Consider the following 21,266-nt stretch of genomic DNA (forward strand, 5'->3'; position numbering starts at 1 on the left):
TGCATAAACACAACTTTCGGACACTGGTGGTCCATGGGCAAGAGCCCGCACGGGACACAGTAGCTGCGCCTGAACTCTTGCACGTATAACTCGATTGAACTACCTGACAGAAATGACAGTCCCGACGAGCGGTCGGGGTCGATCGACGATTGCCATCAAACGCTGGACCGTCGCCAGGTCCGGCAACAAGGCGTGGCTCACCTGCACCTTGTGCCGCTCACAGGCCGCAATGACAGGGAGTTGTGCGCACTGGCCATCGAAGATCAGCGCATGCGCAAGCTGCTCGTTGTCGAGACAGAAATCCAGCAGGTCCAGCTTGCCGTGCGCAAGGCCAGCATTGATGACCAGCAGATCGAATGGCGCGCAGCCATATTCGACCAGGTTCAGAAGCTCCTCGAAGCTTTGCACCGGAGCCACGCGAAAGTAATCGAGCTGGTTGAACAACCGCTCTATTTTCATCCGGTTGAAGTGTTGTTCGTCGGCGATCAGGATGCGTAAGGACTTGCTGGGCAACGTAGCCCCCCGGGTCAGATTGATGAGGGGGGCAAGGCTACGGAAGACTTACGACGCATTCTGTAAGAAAAGTCCGAAATACCACCCGAAAAGTCTGATGCGAGTCGCGGGTTTGCAAAGAAGGCGACCTCACCGCCGCCGAAGATTTCAGCTGGCAGTCGCCAGGAGCAGATCCGCCATCGAGCGATGCCCGCGCTTCTTGCCATGGTCATACAGCGAACCGGCGATCTCGTGCGCACGAATCGGCAGGATCGACAGCAGCGTGTCGCTCAAGCCATGGCTGGCCTGGCAGAAGCCCTGCATATAGATGCCGGCCTTGCAGCGCTCATCCGTGATCAATTTGTAGTTACGATCCACCTCGAAATCACCCAGGTACTGTTCCAGCGGGGCCAGCAGCTTGCGGTGCATCTGCCGCTCGTAACCGGTGGCCAGCACCACGGCGTCATAGAGACGGACCGTGACTTCGCCGGTGGCGTTGTTGCGCACGGCCAGCTCGATGCCGCGCTCGGTGGCGCTGGCGCTTTCAATGGTGGTCAGGGTACGGAACGCATGGCGAGCAATGCCCGAGACTTTCTGCCGGTAGAAAATCCCGTAGATGCGTTCGATCAGGTCGATGTCCACCACCGAATAGTTGGTGTTGTGGTATTCGTTGACCAGGCGCTCACGCTCGCTGCTGTCTTGCTGGAACACCAGGTCGGTGAACTCCGGCGAGAACACTTCATTGACGAACGGGCTGTCGTCCGCCGGTTTCAGGGCAGAACCGCGCAAGATCATGTCGACCTGCACCGACGGAAAGCTGTCGTTGAGGTCGATGAAGGCTTCCGCCGCGCTCTGCCCGCCACCAATGATTGCAATGCTCATCGGCTGGTTGTTCACGCACGGCTGCGTGGCCATCTGCGCCAGGTACTGCGAATGGTGGAACACGCGATTGTCGCCCTTGAGTGCCTTGAACGCCTCGGGGATTCGCGGCGTGCCGCCCGCGCTGACCACCACCGAACGGGTGGTTCGAACCTGTTGATGTCCAGCGCTATCGCGAGAAATCACCCGCAGCGCTTCGACTTGCTGGTTGTGCAGCACCGGTTCGATGGCCAGCACTTCTTCGCCATAACGGCTCTGTTTCTCGAATTGCGCAGCCACCCAGCGCAGGTAGTCGTTGTACTCCATGCGGCAGGGATAGAACGTGCCCAGGTTGATGAAGTCCACCAGGCGACCGTGAGCCTTGAGGTAATTGACGAACGAGTAAGGACTGGTCGGGTTGCGCAGGGTCACCAGGTCCTTGAGGAAGGAGATCTGCAGCTCGCTTTGGGTCGACAGGGTGTTGCCATGCCAGCTGTAGTTGGCTTGCTTGTCAAGAAACAGTACATCCAGCTCGCCCGGGGTCGGCCCGCGTTCTTGCAGGGCGATGGCCAGTGCCAGGTTCGAAGGTCCGAAACCGACGCCGATCAGGTCGTGAACGATGGGCGATGCAATTGCCTGTGTCATTTCCAGTGTCCTCTGGATGTACCCCGAGCGGCGGGGGAGATAAGCCTAAGTGACCTGGCCGGCCTTTAGCAGGACAGCAGGTCGTCTGTTGATTAGGAACGAGGACAGTGAAATAAAATTTAACAAGAACGGATCAACGCGAGGATCAATGCGCATCCCATTGGCGCATACGCACGCGGCAATGCTTCATGGCGTTGACGATGTGCTTTTCTACCAGAGCCTTGGAGATGCCCAGGTGTTCGGCGATCTGCGGGTGTGACAGGCCTTCGATCTTGCGCAGCAGGAAACTCTCGCGGCACAGACGGGGCAACTCCGCCAGGGCGCGCTGGAGCATGTCCAGGCGCTGGCCGTGATCGAGGCTGCTCAGGGGCGAGGGACTGAAATAGCGCTCTTCGTTGTCGAGCACATCCAGCGACTCGACCTGGCGCAATGCATTGCGTCTGTGATCGTCGATCACCAGGTTCAATGCCGTGCGATACAGGAATGCCCGGGGCTGCTCGATCGGCGTGTCGCTGGAGCGTTCCAGGACTCGCAGGTAAGCGTCATGCACCACATCTTCAGCCACCTGGCGGTTGCCCAGCTTGGCGTTGAGGAAACACACCAGCTCTCGATAGTAGTTTTCCAACATGACTCCCGTCCGCACGGGTGCGGTTTCTGTCCTTGAAGCAACCTGTCGGCCACAGTGGCACGGTAGTGGCAATTTGAGATGCGTAATTTATAGTAATTCTCATGTAGATTTAAAGTATTGCTTTGTCTGGCCCGACAAATAGCCATGGGCTTGCCTTACTGATCGTGCTCATGCTCCGCGTGGGAACGATCAGTGAGGCAAGCCACAGTGTTACGCCGCGTGTCCGAGGCTAAATTCCCTGCAGCTGTCCTCGTCTACTAGGACAGCTCCACGTCCCTGCCGGCTCCACGGCAGTGTTCAACTGCTTTGGAACCCTGCATGAAACGTTCCCGTTGTACCCGACGCGCCCTGCTGGTAGCACTCACCCTGATCCCCGTTATCGCCGTTGCGGCCTGGCAGTTCATTCCGCCCGGGCGCGACCGGTTCGCCACCGTGCAGGTGACCCGCGCCGACCTCGAAAGCAGTGTCACGGCCTTGGGTACCCTGCAACCCAGGCGTTACGTGGACGTCGGCGCCCAAGCGTCCGGGCAGATTCAAAAGATCCACGTGGAAGTCGGTGACGTGGTCAAGGAAGGCCAGCTGCTGGTGGAAATCGACCCCTCCACGCAACAGGCCAAACTCGATGCCGGGCGTTTCTCCATCGAAAACCTCAAGGCGCAACTTCAGGAGCAACGCGCGCAACACGACCTCGCCCAACAGAAATTCCAGCGCCAGCAACACCTCAAGGCCGGCAACGCCACCCGCGAAGAAGACGTGCAGACTGCGCAGGCCGAACTGCGCGCCACCCAGGCGCGCATCGACATGATCCAGGCGCAGATTCGCCAGGCCCAGGCCAGCCTGCGCAGCGATCAGGCCGAGCTCGGATACACCCGGATCTATGCGCCCATGTCCGGCACTGTGGTCGCACTGGATGCCCGCGAAGGCCAGACCCTCAACGCCCAGCAACAGACACCGCTGATTCTGCGCATCGCCAAACTGTCGCCGATGACCGTCTGGGCCGAGGTCTCCGAAGCCGACATCGGCCACGTCAAACCCGGCATGAACGCCTGGTTCACCACCCTGAGCGGCGGCACCCGGCGCTGGAAAAGCACCGTGCGGCAGATCCTGCCCGTACCGCCCAAACCCCTAGACCAAACCAGCCAGGGCGGCGGCAGCCCCGCCAGCTCGAGCAAAAGCGGCAGCGCACGGGTGGTGCTGTACACCGTGCTGCTGGATGTCGATAACGCCGACAACGCGCTGATGGCGGAAATGACCACCCAGGTATTTTTCGTCGCAGGCCAGGCGCAAAACGTCCTGACCGCACCGATCGCCGCGCTGCAGGCCGGCGCGCAATCCGACAGCCAGACCGCGCAAGTGGTGGCCAGCAATGGCCGTATCGAACAACGCAACGTGCGCACCGGTATCAGCGACCGCCTGCGGGTGCAGATCCTCGACGGCCTGCAGGAAGGCGATCACTTGTTGATCGGCCCGGCCGACGGGAGCGGCGGGTAAATGCATACGCCCCTGATCGAACTTTCAGACATCCGCAAAGCCTACGGCGGTGGCGACGCGCCTGAAGTCCATGTGTTGCGCGGCATCGACCTGTCGATCCATGCCGGGGAATTCGTGGCGATCGTCGGCGCCTCCGGCTCCGGCAAGTCGACACTGATGAACATCCTCGGCTGCCTCGACCGTCCGACCTCGGGCGAATACCGCTTCGCCGGAGAAAACGTCGCCGACCTGGACAGCGACGAACTGGCCTGGCTGCGCCGCGAAGCCTTTGGTTTCGTGTTCCAGGGTTATCACCTGATTCCGTCCGGTTCGGCCCAGGAGAACGTCGAGATGCCGGCGATCTACGCTGGCACTCCAGCCGCCGAACGACATGCCCGCGCCGCCGCCCTGCTCAAGCGCCTCGGCCTGGCCACACGCACCGGCAATCGTCCACACCAGCTCTCCGGTGGCCAGCAGCAACGGGTGTCCATTGCCCGCGCCTTGATGAACGGCGGCCATATCATCCTCGCCGACGAACCCACCGGCGCCCTCGACAGTCACAGCGGCAAGGAAGTCATGGCGCTGCTCGACGAGCTGGCGAGCCAGGGCCACGTGGTGATCCTCATTACCCATGATCGCGAAGTGGCGGCGCGGGCCAAGCGCATCATCGAGATCCGCGACGGCCTGATCATCAGTGACAGCGCCCTGGACAATCGCGCCGCGCAAACCCCTGCCAATCCCGGTGCATTGCAAGCAGTGGACCTGCGCAAGCGCCTGACTGAAGGCACGCAAGCCAGCGGTGCCTGGAAAGGCGAGCTGGTCGACGCGGTGCAAGCCGCCTGGCGGGTGATGTGGATCAACAGGTTCCGCACCGCGCTGACCCTGCTGGGGATCATTATCGGCGTGGCGTCGGTGGTGGTGATGCTGGCCGTCGGCGAAGGCAGCAAGCGCCAAGTCATGGCCCAGATGGGCGCGTTCGGTTCCAACATCATTTACCTCAGTGGCGCGTCCCCAAACCCGCGCACGCCGCTGGGTATCGTCACCCTGGACGAAGTCAAGGCGGTGGCGAGCCTGCCCCAGGTGATGCGCATCATGCCGGTCAACGGCCAGGAAGCCGGGGTACGCTTCGGCAACCTCGACCACCTGAGCTACGTTGGCGGCAACGACACCAACTTCCCGGCGATCTTCAACTGGCCAGTGGTGCAAGGTAGCTACTTCACCGAGGCCGATGAACGAAACGCCGCGGCGGTCGCGGTGATCGGCCACAAGGTGCGGACCAAACTGCTCAAGGACGTCGCCAATCCCATCGGCCAGTACATCCTGATCGAAAACGTACCCTTCCAGGTGGTCGGCGTGCTGGCGGAAAAAGGCGCCAGCTCCGGCGACTCCGACAGCGACGACCGCATCGCCATCCCCTACTCCGCCGCCAGCGTGCGGTTATTCGGCACTTACAACCCGGAATACATCGCGATTGCCGCCGCCGATGCGCGCAAGGTCAAGGAAACGGAACACGCCATCGAGCAATTGATGCTGCGCCTGCACAACGGCAAGAAGGATTTCGAGCTGACCAACAACGCGGCGATGATCCAGGCCGAAGCGCGCACGCAAAACACCCTGTCGCTGATGCTCGGTTCGATTGCCGCGATTTCGCTGCTGGTGGGCGGCATCGGCGTGATGAACATCATGCTCATGACCGTGCGCGAACGGACCCGCGAGATCGGCATCCGCATGGCCACCGGTGCCCGCCAGCGCGACATCCTGCGCCAGTTCCTCACCGAAGCGGTGATGCTTTCGGTGGTCGGTGGCCTGGCCGGGATCGCCCTGGCGCTGATCGTCGGCGGCGTGCTGATCCTCAGCGAAGTCGCCGTCGCGTTCTCCTTGATAGCGGTGTTGGGCGCCTTCGGCTGCGCCCTGGTCACCGGTGTCGTCTTCGGCTTCATGCCGGCCCGCAAAGCTGCCCGACTCGACCCGGTCACGGCCCTTACCAGTGAATGATCTTTCCATGAAGCCGCAACTGAGCTTGCTGACCCTCTGCCTGCTGCTCGGCGCCTGCGGCAGTCCCGCCCAGCGTCCGGACAGCGGCATTACGCCGCCCACCGCCTGGCAATCACCACACTCCTCGGCTGCTACCCGCGACAACCAGCAATGGTGGAACCGCTTTGGCAGCCCGCAACTGGGACGCCTGATCGAACAGGCCCGAGTCGGCAGCTACGACCTGGCCGCCGCCATTGCGCGGGTGCGCCAGGCACAGGCCGAAACGGTGGTCGCCGGTGGTTCGCAGTTACCAGAAGTCCAGGCAGGGGCAAACGCCAACCGCCAGAAATTGCTGCGCGGCAATGGCTACAGCCAACTGGATGCCGACAGCGACAACAGCGCCGTGGACTATTTCAACGCCAACCTGACCGCCACTTACGAAATCGATTTCTGGGGTGGCCAGCGCGCTTCCCGTGACAGTGCGCAATTCGCGTTGCAGGCCAGCGAGTTCGATCAGGCGACGGTGGAGCTGACGTTGCTCAGCGGCGTCGCCAACACCTATGCGCTAACCCTGTCGCTGCAGGAGCAAAGCCGTATTGCCGGGCTCAACCTGGCCAACGCGCAGAACGTGTTGAAACTGGTGCAGACTCGCTTCGATTCCGGCTCCGCGACCGCACTGGAACTGGCTCAGCAGAAAAGCCTGGTGGCTGCGCAACAGCGGCAACTACCGCTGGTACGGCAGCAGTCCATCGACGCGCAGATCAGCCTCGCTACCCTCCTCGGCCGCCCGCTGCAGGAACTGGCGCTGGGCCAGGAGCATTTCGATCAATTGTCCTGGCCCGCCATTGACGCGGGCGTACCCAGCGAATTGCTCAGCCGGCGCCCGGACATCGCCCGGGCCGAAGCGCAACTGGCCGCTGCCCAGGCCGACGTCACCGTCGCCCGCGCCGCAATGTTGCCGACCCTGACCCTGAGCGCGGAAATCGGCTCCGGTGCCGACCGTGCCGGTGACATCCTGCGCAGCCCCTTCTACAACCTCACCGCCGGATTGCTGGCGCCGGTGTTTAACAATGGGCGCCTGGGCGCCGAGCGCGACCAGGCTTTGGGCCGCCAGGAAGAACTGCTGGAAAGCTACCGCGGTGCGATTATCAATGGCTTCGCCGACGTGGAAAAAGCCTTGAACAGCATTCGCGGACTGGACGAACAGCGCCAGTGGCAGAGCGAGGAGCTGAGCCAGGCGCAGACCGCGTTCAACATCGCCCAAAGTCGCTATGAGGCGGGGGCCGAGGATTTGCTGACAGTGCTGGAGACGCAACGCACACTGTATGCGGCGCAGGATTTGAATGTACAACTGAGGCTGTCGCGGATGCAGGCGAGCATTGCTTTGTACAAGGCGCTTGGGGGTGGGTGGCAGGTTTTGTAGTTGATCGTTCCCACGCTCTGCGTGGGAATGCAGCCCGGGACGCTCTGCGTCCCATCCAGAGCCGAACGCGGAGCGTCCGTTGAGGCATTCCCACGCAGAGCGTGGGAACGATCATGTAACGACCGGCTTCACCTTCAAATTCCGCGCATACCAAGGCCGCTGCGGCACCTTCCTGAACAGATCCGCCAGCTTCTTCTCGTCCTCGCCAAAGGTAATCCGCAACGCCAGCTTCATGGTCTCCGGGTCCATCTCCACCGACTTGCCCGCCTGCAACCCCGGCGTGGCGCTGCAACCATGGGTCCCCGGCCCCAGCCACGGGTCGTCGATCTCGACCCAACGCCCTGGCGCGAACCACTGCACGCCATTGACCTCAAGCCGACTCACCTGCCCCGGGTGGAAACGCTCATGGGCGCGGAACCAGTCTTCCAGGCGATCGTCGATCCAGCCGTGGAAGTGCCAGAACACCGGGTTTACATGGGACGAGAACGGATCGCCGAGGAAGTCGTTTTCCGGCGCATACCAGCGCGCGGAAAAGTCCGCTGGATCCCGGGCGAACGGCACTGGCTGGCCGTTGGACGGATCGCGCGGCACCGAGGCCCAGCGCATGTGCAACCAGTCGTGCAGGCCCAACTCGACCTCTGAGCCAAACTGCCCCAGGGTCAACTTCGACAGGTAACGCGGGTCACGGTATTGCGACTCCCAGACCTGGAAATTGCTGTGGTAGGTCTCGGCGGTCTTGATGTCGCTGACCCATTGCGAATACTCGTCATCGTCTTCGGCCAGCCAGGTAGGTGGCAGCGCCGCGCCGTCGTGGTTGTCGAAATAATTGGCGAAGCCGATGCGGTCCCGGGCCAGCTCCGGTTGCGGCAAGGGGAACCGCGTCCATGACGGCAAGTCCTGCATCGAACGTGCGGTGCCGAGCATGTGCCGATGCATGAAGAAGAAGTCCACGCCGGAGCCGTTGCGATCCTTGCGTGTGCCACGGGCGTCACGCTCCTTATCCCGCGGCCCGGGCTGCCACCCGATGCCGCGCAAGGCGTCGCGCTTGTCTTCGGACAAGGTGTGCCATTTATCCCTGGACGCATGCCAGAGCTGGTGGAACAAGCGATGCTCCTGGGACGTCAGCCAGGCCAGCAGCGGTGGATTCAGAGCGGTGCGTTCGCGGGCTTCGGGGAACACCTTCTTGACCGCGACAAAGCGATTGTCCTGGGTCGTCATCATCAAGGGGCGATCCAGATCCAGCACGCGACCACTGAGGCTGCCGCTGCCGGCATTGCCGAAACCGGCCCAGACTTCGTCCAGCGCCATGCTGAACTCGTAGTCACAGCTGCCACGGGCGCTGAGCAAGCGCCAACTCAACTGCGCCGGCTTGACCCCGGCCACATCGCCGAGCACCTGATATCGCGGTGTTTCGCTGGAACGCAAGCGCTCGGCGGTGTCGAGAAAACCAACCAGGCCACGGCCCTTGTGGCCAATGTCGAGAAACAACTCCAGCCCGTCCCGTGGCAAGCCTTCAAGCCCGGCATCACGTCCTTCGAAACGGATCTGCCAGACACCACGCAGCGTATCCGCCAGGCGTTGGCCGGCGACATCCGCCACCTCGAACGACGCTTCGCCGGGGGTGATCGTCGGGTCCGGCTTCGTCCATTGGCGATGCCCATAAAAAGCCGCGGGCACAGCCGCGCCGGTCAGCGCCAGGCCTGCCATGAACCATCGTCGAGAAATCGTCATTGCCCTACCTGTGTCAGCCATGAAGCAGGCTTTATCCAAGCTAGAACGTTTGTTCCCTTCCAAAATTTATGGTGCAGCCAAAAGATCGCAGCCTGCGGCAGCTCCTACATGAAATGCCTGCCCCTGTAGGAGCTGCCGCAGGCTGCGATCTTTTCAGGAGCACCTAAATTCCTTGGTCGATCACTCGTTCCTCCCAGATAGCAAAGGCTCCCTGACTGAGACGGCAATGACAAAACCACGTTCGAAAAAGGCTCTTTTCATCGGCCTGCCGCTAGCCCTGGCGATCTGCGCGGGCGCAGGCTTTGCGGCCTGGGATTACGGGCTCAAGGACAATCACGGTTACCCGGTCAAAGTGATGAAGCAGGCCGAAGAACTGCATGAGCGCCTTCTCTCGTTCGACAGCCACATCACCGTACCCATGGACTTCGGTACCGCCGGCAATGAAGCCGACAAGGACGGCAGCGGCCAGTTCGACCTCGTCAAGAGCGGACGCGGACGCCTGTCCGGTGCGGCCCTGACAATTTTCGGCTGGCCGGAAATCTGGAACGGTCCCAACGCGCCGCATCGCCCCACCGCCGGCTTCGTCGAAGAGGCACGCTTCGAACAGGAAACCCGCTACAAGATCATCAGCGCCCTGGTGCGCGACTTCCCCAACCAGGCCGCCATCGCCTACACCCCTGACGATTTCCGGCGCCTGCATGGCGAAGGCAAGTTTGCAATCTTCCTGAGCATGCTCAACGCCTACCCACTGGGCAACGACCTCAATGCCCTGGATAAATGGGCGGCACGGGGCATGCGCATGTTCGGTTTCAGTTATGTGGGCAACAACGCCTGGGCCGATTCATCCAGGCCGCTGCCGTTCTTCAACGATTCCCGGGACGCCCTCGGCGGTCTCTCGGACATCGGCAAGCAGGCCGTGCAGCGCCTCAACGACCTCGGCGTGATCATCGATGTCTCGCAGATGTCGACCAAGGCCCTGGAGCAAGTGGCCCGGTTGAGCCGCACGCCGATGGTGGCCTCGCACTCCGCCCCGCGCGCCCTGGTAGACATCCCGCGCAACCTCAGCGACCACGAAATGCAGTTGATCAAGGACAGCGGCGGCGTGGTGCAGATCGTCGGCTTCCCGACCTACATCCGCCCACTGAGCCAGGCCACCCAGGACAAGCTCAACGCCCTGCGTGCGCGTTTCGACCTGCAACCCCTGCAAGGCCTGGAGATGGCGTTGATGCCGGGCGACCCGATCATCACCGTGTGGTCGGAACAACGGTTCGGCGAATACGCCAGCCAGCTCTACGCGATTGTCGACGAAGAACCCAAGGCCACCCTCAAGGACTACGGCGACGCGATTGACTACGCGGTGAAGAAAATCGGCATCGATCACGTCGGCATCAGTTCCGACTTCAACGATGGCGGCGGCCTGGACGGCTGGAAAGACGTCAGCGAGGCGCGCAACGTGACAGCCGAGCTGATCAGCCGCGGCTACAGCGAAGCCGATATCGCCAAACTCTGGGGCGGCAATTTCCTGCGGGTCTGGGACCAGGTCGAAAAAGCCTCCCGGCCCGTCGCCAAAAACTGATGCCACTTTTGCCAAGCGAACCCGAAGCCATGACCAACCGTCGCTCCTTCCTCAAGCAGGCCGGCATTCTCGCCGCCGGCCTGCCCCTGGCTGCTTCCGTGTACCCGCCAGCCATAGCCGGCGATCTACAACAGCAGCCACCGCCTTTGCCCAAGGGCAAATGGGCGCAGTTGCGCCAGCTGTTCAATCAGGACCCGAACTACCTGCATTTCGCCAATTTCCTCATCACCTCGCACCCAACGCCGGTGCGCAACGCGATCGACATGCACCGCGCCAACATCGACCGCAACCCTGGCCGGGCCATGGACTGGGACCTGCAGGAAACCGAGAAACGCGAGCACAATGTGCGGGTCTGGGCCGGACGCTACCTCAATGCCAAACCCGAGCAGATCGCGCTGACCGGCAGCACCACTGAAGGCCTGGCGATGATCTATGGCGGGATTCATGTAAGGCCGGATCAGGAAATCCTGGTCAGCGAACATGAACACTATTCCACGAATTACACGCTGGAATTTCGTCAGCAACGCCAAGGCACGAACGTGCGCAAGCTCAAGCTGTTCGAGAGCAGCCGCGACATTTCCGTGGACGAAGTGCTGGGTACGATCGCCCAAGGCATCCGCCCACAAACCCGCGTGCTGGGCATGACCTGGGTGCAATCGGGCAGCGGTGTGAAACTGCCGATCGGCGAAATCGGCAAGCTGGTCGAAGAGCACAACCGCAAGCGCGACGAAAAGGACCGCATCCTGTATGTGGTCGACGGCGTGCACGGCTTTGGCGTCGAGGACCTCGACTTTCCCGACATGCACTGCGACTTCTTTATCGCCGGTACGCACAAATGGATGTTCGGCCCCCGTGGCACCGGGATCATTTGTGCCCGCTCCGCCGAGGTCCGGGACGTCACGCCGATCATTCCGACCTTCAGCGAATCCACCGATTTCGCGACCATCATGACCCCCGGCGGCTATCACAGTTTCGAACATCGCTGGGCCGTGGACGAAGCGTTCAAGCTGCACCTGGATTTGGGCAAGGCCGAGGTCCAAGCGCGCATTCATGAACTCAACAGCTATGCCAAGGATCGCCTGCTGGAACAGCCGCGGATCGAACTGGTCACGCCAAGGAGCCCGCAACTGTCCGCCGGCTTCACCTTCTTCCGGATCAAGGACCAGGACTGCGAAAAGGTCGCCAGCGGGCTGATGCAGAACCGCGTGGTCTGCGACTCGGTGGACCGCGACGCTGGCCCGGTGATCCGCATCGCTCCCGGCCTGCTCAACAGTGAATACGAAATCGACCGGTTCACGGCCCTACTGAACAAAACCGCCTGAAACCACCATTCACTGTAGGAGCGAGCATGCTCGCTCCTACAGGGTTCGCTCTTCTTTATCGAGATAGAAAATGACCCGTCACATGTTAGCCCTCGCCCTAACCGCCCTCATCGCCGGCCTGCTCCCCTGCGCCGCACAGGCCGCCACCCCACCGCCAGCGGGCAAGGTATTCAAGGACTGCAAGAACTGCCCGGAAATGGTCGTGCTGCCCGCCGGCACCTTTACCATGGGCACGCCCGATGACGAAGTCGGCCGCGAGCCCGATGAGGGTCCGATGCATGAGGTGACCTTCGCCAAACCCTTCGCCATGAGCCGCTTCCAGATCACCGCCGGTGAATGGGACAGCTATATCAAGGAAAGCGGCGTGACCATCGCCAACGGCGATACCCGGCCAGGTCGCGAGTGCATCGCCAGCAAGCCGCGCTACCCGCAGGGCCCGCGTCAGCCGGCGGTGTGCATGAACTTCGACGACGTGAAGAACTACGTCGCCTGGCTGTCGAAGAAAACCGGACAGCGATACAGCATGGTCAGCGAGGCCCAGCGTGAATACGCCGCACGCGGCGGCACCCAAGGCCCGTTCCCCTTTCCGTTCGATGAAGGCAAGGGATACAGCATCGCCAAACACGCCAACACCTACGGCCCGGCGGACGGCTACAGCTACAGCTCGCCGGTGGGCAGCTACCCACCGAACGCCTTCGGTATGTATGACATGCACGGCAACGTCTATGAGTGGGTCGAAGATTGCGAACACCCGAACTACGTCGGCGCCCCCACCGATGGCAGCACCTGGCTGGAACTCAACTGCGAAGCGGTGCGCATCCGCGGCAACGACTGGGGGGAAGCCCCGGTGTTCTCCCGCTCCGGAAACCGCAACAGCCAGTACCCTCAGGAACGCGGGGACTGGATAGGCTTTCGCGTAGTGCGCAATCTCTGAACCCCCCTACCATCCACTGTAGGAGCTGCCGCAGGCTGCGATCTTTTGACTTTGATTTTTTTAAAAACAAGATCAAAAGATCGCAGCCTGCGGCAGCTCCTACAGGGATTTACGTGTAGTTCCCCGCCACCAGTCACCCCCCTCTAAATTAACCCCTCGACCAGACGTTCTACTGGGTATCTGCCTTCCGACCCAAGGAACCGTCTTCCATGACCCAGCCTACCCGAGGCGCCATCGGCGAATTGTTCGCCCTGCTCAAACCCTTTCGATTCATCGTCGCTGCTTCCATATTCCTGGGCATGGTCGGCGGACTGAGCGTCACGGTGTTGCTGGCGACCATCAACAATGCCCTGCATTCGGACAGCGGCCTGACCCAGGGCGTGGTCGCGCTGTTCGCCGGCCTGTGCCTGCTGGCGCTGGCCAGTTCGATCTGCTCCGACATCGGCACTAACTACGTCGGCCAACACATCATTGCCAAGCTGCGCAAACAGCTGGGCGAGAAGGTGCTGTCGGCGCCGATCGAACAGATCGAGCGTTACCGCAGCCATCGCCTGATCCCGGTGCTGACCCACGACGTCGACACCATCAGCGACTTCGCCTTCGCCTTCGCGCCGCTGGCGATTTCCCTGACCGTGACCCTGGGATGCATGGGCTACCTGGCGATCCTGTCGTGGCCGATGTTCCTGATCATGGTGGCCGCGATCTTGATCGGCAGCGCGATCCAGGCCTACGCCCAGAGCAAGGGTGTGCAAGGCTTCATGGCCGCCCGCGACGCTGAAGACGAGCTGCAAAAGCACTACAACGCCATTGCCGAAGGCGCCAAGGAACTGCGCATCCACCGCCCTCGCCGCCAGCGCATGTTCAGCTCGGGCATCAAGGGCACCGCCGAATTCATCTGCAACACCCAGGTGCGTTCGATCAACACCTTCGTAATCGCCAAGACTTTCGGCTCGATGCTGTTCTTTGTGGTCATCGGCCTGGCCCTGGCCCTGCAAGCGTTCTGGCCGAGCGCCGACAAGACCGTCATGAGCGGCTTCGTGCTGGTGCTGCTGTACATGAAAGGCCCGCTGGAGCATTTGATCGGCACCCTGCCGATCGTCAGCCGTGCGCAGATTGCCTTTCGCCGCATCGCTGAACTTTCCGAACAGTTTTCCACCCCGGAACCTCACCTGCTGCTCAGCGACCAAGGCAAGGTCAAACAGGCCGTGCACGAACTGCAACTGACGGACGTGCGCTACGCCTTCCCGTCGGTCGAGGGTGCTGCGCCCTTCCAATTGGGCCCGGTCAACCTGTCGATCAAGCAGGGCGACATCACCTTCATCGTCGGCGAGAACGGCTGTGGCAAGACCACCCTGATCAAATTGCTGCTAGGCCTGTACACGCCGCAACAGGGACAGATTCGTGTCAACAGCGAGGCCATCGACGCGCACAATCGCGATGACTACCGGCAGTTGTTCACCACCATCTTTGCCGACTATTACCTGTTCGATGACGTGGTACAGGGCGATACGCAGATTCCCGAAGACGCCAACAAATACCTGCAGCGCCTGGAGATCGCGCACAAGGTCAGCGTCAAGGACGGCAACTTCACCACCACCGACCTGTCCACCGGCCAGCGCAAGCGCCTGGCGCTGGTCAATGCCTGGCTGGAAGAGCGGCCGGTGCTGGTGTTCGACGAGTGGGCGGCCGACCAGGACCCGACCTTCCGGCGAATTTTCTACACCGAGCTGCTGCCGGACCTCAAGCGCCTGGGCAAGACCATCATCGTGATCTCCCACGATGACCGTTACTTCGATGTGGCCGACCAACTGGTACGTATGGAAAGCGGCCGGGTCGTCACCGAGCTGACGCCTGCCTGAACCCCAATGACATTTTTTTCACATTTCTTTTCCGGTTTCACAATCGCATCTCGTCTTAATAATCATTCCTATTAACAAAAAACTCTGCACGACACTTTTCAGGAGCACAGGCAAGTAATGCGATCTCTTCCACGCCGTACCCCTCTCGCGCTGGCCGTACAGCGCCCGTCATTGCACAAAACGCTGTTGACCAGCGTCCTGCTGACCGCCACGTTGCTGGGGAGCACGATGGCCAACGCAGCACCTGTAAAAGTGAGTATTGCCGTGCAGCCGCTGTCCAGCGCGCTGACCCAACTGGGCATGCAGACCAACCTGCAAATCCTCTACAGCCCGGACCAGGTAGCCGGCATCAAGTCCCGCGCGGTGTCCGGCTCGCTGGAGCCCTCCGCGGCCCTGGCCGAGATGCTCAAGGGCACCGGCATTTCGTTCCAGATCAACGGCAACAGCGTGACGCTGGTGTCGGGTGGCTCATCGAGCCTGCAACTGGGCGCCACCACCATTTCCGGCCAGGCCCTGGGCCTGACCACTGAGGACACTGGTTCCTACACTACCGGCGCCACCACCACCGCCACCAAGTTGCCGCTGACCCTTCGTGAAACGCCGCAATCGGTGACTGTGGTCACTCGTCAGCAGATGGATGACCGCGGTGTGACGAGCGTCGCCGATGCGCTGCGCAACACCCCAGGCATCACCACCCAGAAGTACGACAGTGACCGTACCGAGTTTTCCGCCCGAGGCTTTGCGATCACCAACTTTCAGTACGATGGCGTCAACATTCCCTACGACGGCGTCTACGGTGAAAACCCCAACAACAGCGATGACGCTGCCAGCCTCGACCACATCGAAGTCATCAAGGGCGCGACTGGCCTGATGACTGGCGCCGGTGACCCGGCGGCCACGGTCAACCTGATCCGCAAGAAACCAACCAAGGACTTCAAGGCCTCGGTCAGCGCCACTGCCGGCTACTGGGACAACTACCGAACCGAGGGCGACATCTCCGGCTCGCTGAACGATAGCGGCAGCGTGCGCGGCCGTTTCGTCGGTGCCTTGCAGGACAAAGATTCCTACATCGACCACTACAGCCAGAAGAAAGACCTGTACTACGGCATCCTCGAAGCCGACCTGACCGACGATACCCTGCTGACCCTGGGCGTCGACAAATCCAGCGCCACCCCTCGCGGCAGTTCCTGGACCGGTAACACGGTTTACTACGCCGACGGCGGCAAGACCGACTTCTCCCGCGGTTTCAACCCGGGCGCCGACTGGAGCCGCCGCGACTTCGACAGCACCACCTACTTCGCGTCCCTCGAGCAAGCGCTGGCCAACGACTGGAAACTCAAGCTCAGCCTCGACCAGAAAACCACCGATCACGACACCCAACTGGCCTCGGCCAGCGGTGGCTACCCGAACCGCGACACCGGCGAAGGCATGTTCTTTTACCAGGGGCACTGGGAAGGCCATCGCGTGCAGAACACCGCTGACGTGAACGTCTCCGGCCCGTTCACCCTGGGCGGTCGCGAGCATGAACTGGTGGCAGGTTTCATGACGTCCCACTCCCGTCAGACTGGCGCAACCTATGGCACCCCCACCGACTCCGATGGATCGGTACCGGGAAACATCTTTGACTGGACAGGCCATATCGCGAAACCGGACTTCCCGAAAAACGGCAAGTACGAGCGCACCCAAAGCCAGAACGGCGCTTATCTGGCCACGCGCCTGCGCCCGACCGACGACCTGTCGTTCATCCTCGGCGGTCGCGTAAGCACCTACAAGTACAACGAGGATTACACCTACTACCCCGGCGCCGGCCTGGCCGACACCCACGCCAGCTACAAGGAACACGGCGTCGTCACGCCTTACGCCGGTGTGGTCTATGACCTGGACGATACCTATTCGGTTTACGCCAGCTACACCAGCATCTACCAGCCACAAATCAACAAGGACGCCGATGGCAAGACCCTGGACCCGGTTGAAGGCGACAGCTACGAAACCGGTCTGAAAGCGGCCTACTTGGAAGGCAAACTCAACGCCAGCCTGGCCTTCTTCCGCATCGAGCAGGACAACGTTGCCGAGTCGATCGGCACCAACGAGATTACCGGCGACGGCATTTACAAAGCCGTCGACGGCGCCACCACCAATGGCGTTGAACTGGAACTGGCCGGCGAACTGGCCCAGGACTGGAACGTATCGGCTGGCTACACCTATGCCCGTACCCGCGACAAGGATCACCAACGCATCTTCGGCTTCCCGTTGGCCACCAGCAAACCGGAACACGTCGTACGCACCTTCACCACCTACCGCCTGCCCGGCGCGCTGGACCAGTTCACCGTCGGTGGTGGCGTCAGCTGGCAGAGTGCGTTTTACGGCCAGAGCTACAGCCCGAACGTAGGCGGCGGCGAAGGCGGTAGCACCATGCTCAAGCAAGGCGGCTACACCCTCGTCGACCTGATGACCCGTTATCAATACGACGACCACCTGAGCTTCACCGTCAACGCCTACAACGTCTTCGACAAGCGCTACCTGACCGGCCTTGGCAACTTCGGCACCACCTTCTACGGAGAGCCGCGCAACATGCAGATCACCGCGAAGTACGACTTCTGAGGCTGAGCTGAAATGAACAATGCCCGTATCGAGAGATGCGGGCATTTTTGTATGGGCCGATATTTGCGGCGCCTGTGATGCCGCCTTCGCGAGCAGGCTCGCTCCCACAAGGGATCTGCGGTGTGCAACAAATCCGCGTTCACCTCGGTCAATTGTGGGAGCGAGCCTGCTCGCGAAGGCGATACTCGCCCCAACATTGATTATTCAGGCGGATCGATCCGGTCCAAAGCCCGGTTCACCGCCAACTCCCCCAGCATGATCACCTGCGCAATCCCCAACAACGAATTACGACTAGTCCCTTCCATATGATCCGCCAGATCCAACGCCATGACATTGGCCGAAGCCAGCGATTCACAGGCGTGGGCCAGCAGGGTCTCGACATCGAGTTCAGGGTTGACGATAAACATGCTGCAGAGCTTGCGTGGGGTGGCGTTGATGTCGGCGGCTGAGGGGATGGGGTCGTCGGAATCTTCTGACGAGGATCTCGGATCGGTATCTGGCGGATTCGGTGTCACCTTGAACATATTTGCAAACTCCCTGGATGGAGCCGCAACCACCTTGCTACTAAACGAAGGGTGGCGGCTGTGCGCAGGTTAGTAGACCGGGGGAGTTAGCATTAACCGGCGCGCCGAAGCGCCCTGCGCACAGCCACCATCAAGTGCAGGCATATGAATACCTGACTGAAGGGAACGCTTGCACCTAACCAACAACCCTCGGGCTACTAAACCCGATCACTGACAATCAGTGACCCGAACCAAGTTACCGAGCGACCCCAAGGCGCACAAGCCGGCGGATTCTGGAGTAACTGTAGGCAACGACGCAAGGCGTTGTGGCTTTCGCGAAGTCACGTGAGGGCCTTCTCACAAACGCTCGGACGCATCCTACGCATCAAACAGAAATGCCCTATTTCCACCTCGACCAACTTCGTAAAAGCTTGCAAGCGTTGGCACGTGGATGGTCATAAAAATCCCCTTATGCCCGAGCGTCCGCCAGCCTCCTGAAGTTAACAGTTCCTCTGCCTGCCCCCCTTTCATTACAAGGAGCGTACACACCATGGGAAAGCTGCTCGACTGGATTTTTGGCCGTCACTACGACTTAAGCACCCCCAGGACCATGCCCCAGGTATCGCCAACGCGCGACACCCAGGCCACCCACCCAGCAGCGCGCCCGGAAGCCGAACGCTTGCCACCGTTGAAAAACTGGTGCCACCCGTTCAAGGACGAGCGCAACCCGTTGCAGCAGTTGACCCACCTGGCCAACGCCACTGCCGGTTACTACCCCTTGGGTGTCAATGGCCTGTGGCACGGCGGCGTGCATTTCGACAGCGGCACGGCCGAAGGCCTGAAACAGCAATCCAACGTGCACTGCCTGGCCGACGGCGAAGTGGTGGCTTACCGCATCGACCGGGAATTGCCGAAGACGACCTACTACAACCATAAAATCATCGTCAACAAACCCTACTCGCGCAATTTCGTGCTGGTCCGCCATCGCCTGCAGGCACCGAAGATCGAGAACAGTACGGACACGCCGCCGAGCCTTATTTTCTACAGCCTGTACATGCACCTGCAGGAATGGGAGAACTATGAGAAAGCCCCGGCACTGGCGCGCCCGGCATTCTGGCCCGAACGCCATCTGCGCGTCAGGGCGGACGTGTCCAACGCTCGCGCAGGCACTTCGGCGCCCAGAGGGCTGATTGTTATCAACCGGCCGGCCGACGGCGCTCCGATGCACCACCTCGACCTGTTGCCACCCGGCACACCGGTGACGGTCAGCGGCGATGGCAAGTACCGCAAACTGGAACACAGCCGTGGCCCGGCGTCACTGTGCAACTCGGATGGGACTTTGCAAGGCTACATCGCTTTTCGATTTCTGGAGCCTGTCGCCGGGGCCACTTATCGTGTCAGCAGTGATGGTCTGCGGGTTCGCCCCACGCCCGATCTGCTTCACAAAGAACTGCTCAAATTGAGGCAAGGAACGGAAGTCACCATCAGTGGTGAAGGTGACATGCGCAAGCTGGAAAGCATCAGCCAATACGTACTGGCCGCCGCGTTGCAGGGTGAGCGAGCGCCGGGTACCGGTGAGGTGGTGGTGCCTGACACACCTGTGCCCATCCAGGCCGGGGATCTGATCGGCCACCTCGGCGATTATCACAGCGAAGAGGCGGAACGACCGGAAAAAAAGCTGCACCTGGAAACATTCAGCGAACAAGACATGGAAGTTTTCATCGTGGCCAGTCGGGCTTGGGCCCAACGCCTGCCGGGGCGCGAGCGGACCTGGCTGAAACTGGCCAAGGGCACCGCCGTGATGGCGCACCTCGACGGTGCGAGTGCTACACGATGGCCAGTGCCGAGCGCGACCGACCCGCTGAGCGCCGCCGACCTGTTGATCCCCGAAAGCCTGCTCGAGCGCCTGCCAGCCGATGACAAGATTTCCGTGCCTGCTACCCCCGAACGAAAGGCGATCAACTGGTACCGCCTCGACGGCCTGCTGCACGACGCCACCGGCAAGTTGCTTAACGGCTGGGTGCGCGAAGACGTGGGCGCTACGCCGTGGGTCAGTCCCTGGGACTGGGAGGGTTACCAAGTTCTACACGATTACGGCAGGCCCATCCATGCCATGGCCTCGTTCATGCGCAGCATGCGTCGCTTCAGCGAGGCACAACTGGAACGCTACCACCCCTTGGCCGACGACGAGGACCGAGGACCGATCAGGAGCCGCTTGTTCGACATTATCGACCCTAACCGCCTCGGCCAGATCAAGTCCGAAGAACTGCAAGAGGCGCTCAGGTTGCCGGCGCACGCGCAAGCGATCGCGAAGATGATCATCCGCAAGGAAAGCGAATGGTTTCACCGGGCGCATGTCTGGGATGCGCTGGACGAAATGCTCGGCCATAGCGGTTCGACGCCGCACTTGAACTGGTTGGCGGAGAAGCAGCGGATCAAGGACCTCAGTTGGTGGGAAGAGGTGGCGGAGAAAGTGGGGCTGCCGTCGTGGGGGAAGGCTTATCACTTTCATCCGATCGGTTTGGTAGGTCTGTTTTATAAAAAGCTAGAGCTAATCACCATGGAGATGCTTAAAGCAGCAGATCCGCATGGTTTTTCAAATTATCACCAAGAAATTTTGCCTTATTTAAATATGTATGCCCCTATTTATAAAATCGACACTCCGCTGCGCATTGCGCATTTTCTTGCGCAAGTCGGCCATGAAAGCAAATTCAAAGTAAAAAGCGAAAACGGCAACTTCAGCGCTAGAAGGATGCGCGAAATATTTGGATGCAAAGGAGGTCAAAAAAATTACAACTCAGAAGCGGATGACTGCGATCTTGGCCGGCTTCGGAATAAGCTCTGGAGTCATGAATTAACTTACGCTAACAACGCAGTTAACTTACTCAGTTATGTATATGCTGACAGAATGGGGAATGAAGGGGAAGAAACGCGGGATGGATATAAATACCGAGGAAGAGGAATTATCCAACTTACGGGCCGCTCCAACTACGAGCGCTACACTAGAATTCACAATACCGCAAACCCAGGTGATCTGAAAAATTTTGTAGAAAACCCTGACCTAATTATTGATGAGTTGCAATACGGGGTGGAATCGGCTTTTGTTTATTGCTCAATGACCAACTTCAATTTAGCTGCCGATGAAGATGATATAAATAAGACAACACAGATAATTAATGGTGGATACAACGGCCTTGATGAGCGAATAGAAGTTCTGCGCAAAATAAAACTGACTTTGGGGATATGAAAT

14 protein-coding genes are annotated in these 21,266 nt (G+C 60.8%); 9 read left to right on the plus strand and 5 right to left on the minus strand.

What is annotated here, in order from left to right; genetic code table 11:
* Positions 1-99: 99 nt before the first annotated feature.
* From HGP31_RS22070 to HGP31_RS22080, 3 genes are all read right to left on the minus strand, one after another.
* Positions 100-513 (minus strand): hypothetical protein, encoded by a 414-nt coding sequence (locus HGP31_RS22070; RefSeq protein ID WP_020795688.1) that lies wholly within the window; start codon positions 511-513, stop codon positions 100-102.
* Positions 514-660: 147 nt separating this feature from the next.
* Positions 661-1,995: a lysine N(6)-hydroxylase/L-ornithine N(5)-oxygenase family protein gene (locus HGP31_RS22075; RefSeq protein WP_168758676.1), complete on the minus strand. Its 1,335-nt coding sequence runs from the start codon at positions 1,993-1,995 to the stop codon at positions 661-663.
* A gap of 145 nt (positions 1,996-2,140) precedes the next feature.
* Entirely contained in the window at positions 2,141-2,623 is a 483-nt protein-coding gene (locus tag HGP31_RS22080) for a sigma-70 family RNA polymerase sigma factor (protein WP_168758677.1), read from the minus strand.
* 318 nt (positions 2,624-2,941) lie between these two features.
* On the opposite strand from HGP31_RS22080, the gene HGP31_RS22085 reads away from it, so the two are divergent.
* Genes HGP31_RS22085 through HGP31_RS22095 form a run of 3 tightly spaced genes read left to right on the plus strand, consistent with a single transcriptional unit; the run spans position 2,942 to position 7,490 of the window.
* Positions 2,942-4,114 carry an efflux RND transporter periplasmic adaptor subunit gene (locus tag HGP31_RS22085; RefSeq protein WP_083349532.1) on the plus strand — a complete coding sequence of 391 codons (1,173 nt, stop codon included), beginning with the start codon at positions 2,942-2,944 and terminating at the stop codon, positions 4,112-4,114.
* Positions 4,115-6,088 (plus strand): MacB family efflux pump subunit, encoded by a 1,974-nt coding sequence (locus tag HGP31_RS22090; protein WP_168758678.1) that lies wholly within the window; start codon positions 4,115-4,117, stop codon positions 6,086-6,088.
* Between the two features lie 7 nt (positions 6,089-6,095).
* Complete coding sequence (locus HGP31_RS22095; protein WP_168758679.1) at positions 6,096-7,490, plus strand: efflux transporter outer membrane subunit; 1,395 nt, start codon at positions 6,096-6,098, stop codon at positions 7,488-7,490.
* Between the two features lie 111 nt (positions 7,491-7,601).
* Here HGP31_RS22095 and pvdP read toward each other — a convergent pair whose 3' ends face one another.
* The gene (gene pvdP, locus HGP31_RS22100; RefSeq protein ID WP_168758680.1) at positions 7,602-9,221 is read right to left on the minus strand and encodes a pyoverdine maturation tyrosinase PvdP; all 1,620 of its coding nucleotides are present in this window, start codon (positions 9,219-9,221) and stop codon (positions 7,602-7,604) included.
* A gap of 226 nt (positions 9,222-9,447) precedes the next feature.
* Between pvdP and pvdM the strand changes: the two genes are divergently transcribed.
* From pvdM to HGP31_RS22125, 5 genes are all read left to right on the plus strand, one after another.
* Positions 9,448-10,797: a pyoverdine-tailoring dipeptidase-like protein PvdM gene (gene pvdM, locus HGP31_RS22105; protein WP_042955228.1), complete on the plus strand. Its 1,350-nt coding sequence runs from the start codon at positions 9,448-9,450 to the stop codon at positions 10,795-10,797.
* Between the two features lie 29 nt (positions 10,798-10,826).
* Positions 10,827-12,119, plus strand: coding sequence for a pyoverdine-tailoring periplasmic protein PvdN (pvdN, locus tag HGP31_RS22110; protein ID WP_168758681.1), 1,293 nt, complete (start codon positions 10,827-10,829; stop codon positions 12,117-12,119).
* Between the two features lie 70 nt (positions 12,120-12,189).
* Positions 12,190-13,053 carry a dihydropyoverdine dehydrogenase gene (gene pvdO, locus HGP31_RS22115; RefSeq protein ID WP_168758682.1) on the plus strand — a complete coding sequence of 288 codons (864 nt, stop codon included), beginning with the start codon at positions 12,190-12,192 and terminating at the stop codon, positions 13,051-13,053.
* Positions 13,054-13,262: 209 nt separating this feature from the next.
* Complete coding sequence (locus HGP31_RS22120) at positions 13,263-14,912, plus strand: cyclic peptide export ABC transporter (protein WP_168758683.1); 1,650 nt, start codon at positions 13,263-13,265, stop codon at positions 14,910-14,912.
* Positions 14,913-15,029: 117 nt separating this feature from the next.
* The gene (locus HGP31_RS22125) at positions 15,030-17,513 is read left to right on the plus strand and encodes a TonB-dependent siderophore receptor (RefSeq protein WP_168758684.1); all 2,484 of its coding nucleotides are present in this window, start codon (positions 15,030-15,032) and stop codon (positions 17,511-17,513) included.
* Between the two features lie 200 nt (positions 17,514-17,713).
* Here HGP31_RS22125 and HGP31_RS22130 read toward each other — a convergent pair whose 3' ends face one another.
* Positions 17,714-18,037, minus strand: coding sequence for a DUF6124 family protein (locus HGP31_RS22130; RefSeq protein WP_168758685.1), 324 nt, complete (start codon positions 18,035-18,037; stop codon positions 17,714-17,716).
* A 529-nt stretch (positions 18,038-18,566) separates the two neighbouring features.
* On the opposite strand from HGP31_RS22130, the gene HGP31_RS22135 reads away from it, so the two are divergent.
* A complete protein-coding gene (locus HGP31_RS22135) occupies positions 18,567-21,263 on the plus strand; it encodes a glycoside hydrolase family 19 protein (protein WP_205896180.1) in 2,697 nt (898 codons plus the stop codon).
* Positions 21,264-21,266 lie beyond the last annotated feature (3 nt).

Source organism: Pseudomonas umsongensis (assembly GCF_012647205.1).
Lineage (GTDB): Bacteria > Pseudomonadota > Gammaproteobacteria > Pseudomonadales > Pseudomonadaceae > Aquipseudomonas > Aquipseudomonas umsongensis.

Coding starts and splice junctions, on each gene's coding strand:
- HGP31_RS22075 (WP_168758676.1), bottom strand. CDS start 1,995: ATGACACAGGCAATTGCATCGCCCATCGTTCACGACCTGATCGGCGTC.
- HGP31_RS22080 (WP_168758677.1), bottom strand. CDS start 2,623: ATGTTGGAAAACTACTATCGAGAGCTGGTGTGTTTCCTCAACGCCAAG.
- HGP31_RS22085 (WP_083349532.1), top strand. CDS start 2,942: ATGAAACGTTCCCGTTGTACCCGACGCGCCCTGCTGGTAGCACTCACC.
- HGP31_RS22090 (WP_168758678.1), top strand. CDS start 4,115: ATGCATACGCCCCTGATCGAACTTTCAGACATCCGCAAAGCCTACGGC.
- HGP31_RS22095 (WP_168758679.1), top strand. CDS start 6,096: ATGAAGCCGCAACTGAGCTTGCTGACCCTCTGCCTGCTGCTCGGCGCC.
- pvdP (WP_168758680.1), bottom strand. CDS start 9,221: ATGACGATTTCTCGACGATGGTTCATGGCAGGCCTGGCGCTGACCGGC.
- pvdM (WP_042955228.1), top strand. CDS start 9,448: ATGACAAAACCACGTTCGAAAAAGGCTCTTTTCATCGGCCTGCCGCTA.
- pvdN (WP_168758681.1), top strand. CDS start 10,827: ATGACCAACCGTCGCTCCTTCCTCAAGCAGGCCGGCATTCTCGCCGCC.
- pvdO (WP_168758682.1), top strand. CDS start 12,190: ATGACCCGTCACATGTTAGCCCTCGCCCTAACCGCCCTCATCGCCGGC.
- HGP31_RS22120 (WP_168758683.1), top strand. CDS start 13,263: ATGACCCAGCCTACCCGAGGCGCCATCGGCGAATTGTTCGCCCTGCTC.
- HGP31_RS22125 (WP_168758684.1), top strand. CDS start 15,030: ATGCGATCTCTTCCACGCCGTACCCCTCTCGCGCTGGCCGTACAGCGC.
- HGP31_RS22130 (WP_168758685.1), bottom strand. CDS start 18,037: ATGTTCAAGGTGACACCGAATCCGCCAGATACCGATCCGAGATCCTCG.
- HGP31_RS22135 (WP_205896180.1), top strand. CDS start 18,567: ATGGGAAAGCTGCTCGACTGGATTTTTGGCCGTCACTACGACTTAAGC.